The organism is Mesorhizobium sp. M7A.F.Ca.US.005.03.1.1 (assembly GCF_003997975.1).
GTDB classification, from domain to species: Bacteria; Pseudomonadota; Alphaproteobacteria; order Rhizobiales; family Rhizobiaceae; genus Mesorhizobium; species Mesorhizobium ciceri.
Map to the genome: position 1 here is coordinate 1 of NZ_RZRO01000193.1, position 3,089 is coordinate 3,089.

The window sequence follows — 3,089 nt, forward strand, 5'->3', positions numbered from 1 at the left end:
GCTTCCGTCTCGGCTCCGGCCGGCGAGTTTTCGGACTCGGACTCGGCCGCCGGAGATGGCGACGCGGAAGCGGACGACAATGCCCCTGTTGGTGTTTCCGAAACTCCTGCCACAGCTGAAGCTTCGGACGAAGGCCAGGGCAAGAAGCGCCGGCGCGGCAAGCGCGGCGGCAAGCGCAACCGCCGCGAAGACGGTGAGGGCGAGGCTGAGGCAAGTGCTGGCGAAGCAGCCGACGCGTCCGAAGGCGAAGTCTCGGCAACCGAGGTGATCGCCAGCGAGCCGGTGGTTACCGCAGCGGCCGAAGAGCCGGTGGTGCTTGCTCCGGCCAATGACGACGCGCCGAGCATGGAGAAGCCGAAGAAGCCACGCCGTGCCGCCAAGCCGAAGAAGGCCGCAGCCGAAATCGTCGCCGAAGAGCCGGCTGCCGAGGCGGAAGCACCGGTCGAGACGCCGGCCACGGCGTCCGACGAAGCAGCGGCTGTCGAGAAGGCACCGAAGGCCCGCCCGTCGCGGCGCAAGCCGGCGGCGGTGAATGCACCGGTCGAGCCGGTGGTGTCTTCGACCGTAGCGGAAGAACCCGCGGCCAAGGCCGAGGACAAGACCGACGACAAGACCGACGACAAGCCGAAACGCGGCGGATGGTGGCAGCGGAAGGGCTTTTTCTAAGCCTTTCAGCCACCTGAGCTAGTTTGTTGACAAAAAATCCCGCGCCGTCTCGAAGACGGTGCGGGATTTTCTTATCTGGCGCTATTCCGGATCGCGAAAGGCTAAAACGCTTCCTTGATTTTTATGCATGTCGTTGTCCCAAAACCGCTCCGCACCTTTTGGGCGACATGCATCACGGCGCGAAGATCGACCAGTTCATCATCCTGGCCAGCTTTTCCAGCGCGATCGACCCCAGCTTGGAGTTGCCGTTGGCATTGAGGCCGGGCGACCAGACGGCAAGCGACGCCACGCCCGGCACGATGCCCAATATGCCGCCGCCGACGCCGCTCTTGCCGGGGATGCCGACGCGGAAGGCGAAATCGCCGGAGCCATCATAGTGACCGCAGGTCAGCATCATCGCGCCGATGCGGCGTGCCCGTTCGGCCGACACCACGGAATGCCCGGTCGCCGGGTTCTTGCCGCCATTGGCGAGAAAGCGGCCGGCGAGTGCCAGTTGCCGGCAACTCATTGCGATGGCGCAATGGTGGAAGTAGACGCCCAGCGCCAGCTCCGGCGCGTGGTGGAGATTGCCGAAGGATTTCATGTAGTTGGCAAGCGCGAAGTTGCGATAGCCGGTGGCCCGTTCGGACGCCGCGACCTCACGATCGATGATGATCGTTTCGTCGTCGGCGAGGAACTGGATGAAGCGCAGGATTTCGCCGATCGCCTCGCGCGGCTGGTGGCCGGCAAGCAGGATGTCGGAAATGACAATGGCGCCGGCATTGATGAACGGGTTGCGCGGAATGCCGTTCTCATGCTCGAGCTGCACGATCGAGTTGAATGGATTGCCTGACGGTTCGCGGCCTACCCGCTGCCAAAGCGCGTCACCGACATTGCCGAGCGCCAGTGTCAGCGTGAACACTTTCGAGATGCTCTGGATGGAAAATGCCTGGTCGGCATCGCCGGCCATCAGCACGCGGCCGTCATTGGTGACCGCCGCGATGCCGAACTTCTTCGGATCGACCTTGCCCAGCTGCGGAATGTAGGAAGCGACGTCGCCGCGATCGGTGCGCTCGGCCATTTCGGCGGCGACTTCGGCCAATGCCCGATCAAGTTTGGGGGCCTGTTCAAGTTCCGGCATCGTGCTACCTCAACCAGCGTTCGATGCGCACCATTGCCTCGACCATGTCGTCGTGGCTGCCGGCATAGGAGAAACGCATGGTCCGGTGCCCAGCCTGAGTGTCGAAGTCGCGGCCGGGCGTTGCTGCAACATGCGCCTCGGCCAGCATCTTTCGCGCAAAGGCCATGCTGTCATTGGTATGCCTGGTGACGTCACAGAACGCATAAAAGGCGCCGTCCATGGGCGCCGCCAGCGGAAAGCCGAGTTCCGGCAGGCGTTTCATCAAGAGCTCGCGATTCCAGGCGTAGCGGCCTTTTACCGCCTCCAGTTCCTCGGTCGCCCTGAACGCTTCGATCGCGGCAATCTGCGATAGCTCCGGCGGCGAGATGTAGAGGCTCTGGGCGACGCGCTCGACCGGCCGCACCAGTTCCTGCGGCAGCACCATCCAGCCGATTCGCCAGCCGGTCATGCAGTAATATTTGGAGAAGGAATTGATCACCGTCACATCGCCGCCATAGGCAAGTGCCGTGGTGTCGGGGGCGGCATAGGCCAGCCGGTGATAGATTTCGTCGGAGATGACGGCGATGCCGAGGTCCTGTGCCGTCCCTACCAGAGCCGCCAGTTCATCGGCTGGTATGACCGCGCCGGTTGGATTGGCGGGACTGGCGAAGAGAACGCCTTTCAGCGGCTTTTCACGATGCGCGGCTTCCAAATGGCCGGCATGCAGGTAGGCGGCGTCGCCGAGCTCGATCTCGACCACCTCGATGCCGAGTGCGGCCATGATGTTGCGGTAGGCAGGGTAACCGGGTGCCGCGATGGCGACGCGGTCACCCCGATCGAACATCGCCAGGAAGGCAAGATTGAAGGCGGCCGACGATCCCGTGGTCACCGCGATCCGGCCGGGCTCGATCTCAAGCCCGTAGTGATCGGCGTAGTGTCCGGCTATCGCCTTGCGCAAACCTGCCAGTCCGAGCGCGTCGGTGTAGCCGATGCGCCCATCCTGCAGCGCCTTGGCTGCTGCGGCGCGAACCAGAACCGGTGCGGGATCGGAGGGTTGGCCGACGGCCATCGAAACAACCGGCACGCCCTGGGACTTCAGCCGGTTTGCCTCTGCCAGAATGTCCATCGCATGGAAGGGCTCGACATTGCCACGGCGTGAGAGCGAAACGACCATTTAACCAGTATTCCCGATGACTGACGGCGCCAGGCACTGGCGCATGTGCCGCACAAATGCCCGATTGATGTGAGGATCACAAGTTGAGGAAGTTTCCGGCGCCGACTTTTCATCTTTCGCCCGCTCGTCTACCAGTGGACACATCATGTT

The 3,089-nt window shown here is 63.5% G+C and carries 2 protein-coding genes and 1 pseudogene; 1 reads left to right on the top strand and 2 read right to left on the bottom strand.

What is annotated here, in order from left to right; genetic code table 11:
- A pseudogene (locus EN990_RS34935) lies at positions 1-666 on the top strand (ribonuclease E/G); the annotation flags it as partial.
- 172 nt (positions 667-838) lie between these two features.
- Here the strand turns inward: EN990_RS34935 and EN990_RS34940 are convergent.
- Together EN990_RS34940 and EN990_RS34945 are read right to left on the bottom strand one after the other, a co-directional pair.
- On the bottom strand, positions 839-1,786 hold the full coding sequence (locus EN990_RS34940) for a glutaminase (RefSeq protein ID WP_013531363.1): 948 nt from the start codon (positions 1,784-1,786) through the stop codon (positions 839-841).
- 4 nt (positions 1,787-1,790) lie between these two features.
- The gene (locus EN990_RS34945; protein ID WP_127369509.1) at positions 1,791-2,939 is read right to left on the bottom strand and encodes an aminotransferase class I/II-fold pyridoxal phosphate-dependent enzyme; all 1,149 of its coding nucleotides are present in this window, start codon (positions 2,937-2,939) and stop codon (positions 1,791-1,793) included.
- Positions 2,940-3,089: the final 150 nt, after the last annotated feature.

What these genes read in the sequence shown, in the direction of transcription:
- EN990_RS34940 (WP_013531363.1), bottom strand. Translation starts at nt 1,786, where the DNA reads ATGCCGGAACTTGAACAGGCCCCCAAACTTGATCGGGCATTGGCCGAA.
- EN990_RS34945 (WP_127369509.1), bottom strand. Translation starts at nt 2,939, where the DNA reads ATGGTCGTTTCGCTCTCACGCCGTGGCAATGTCGAGCCCTTCCATGCG.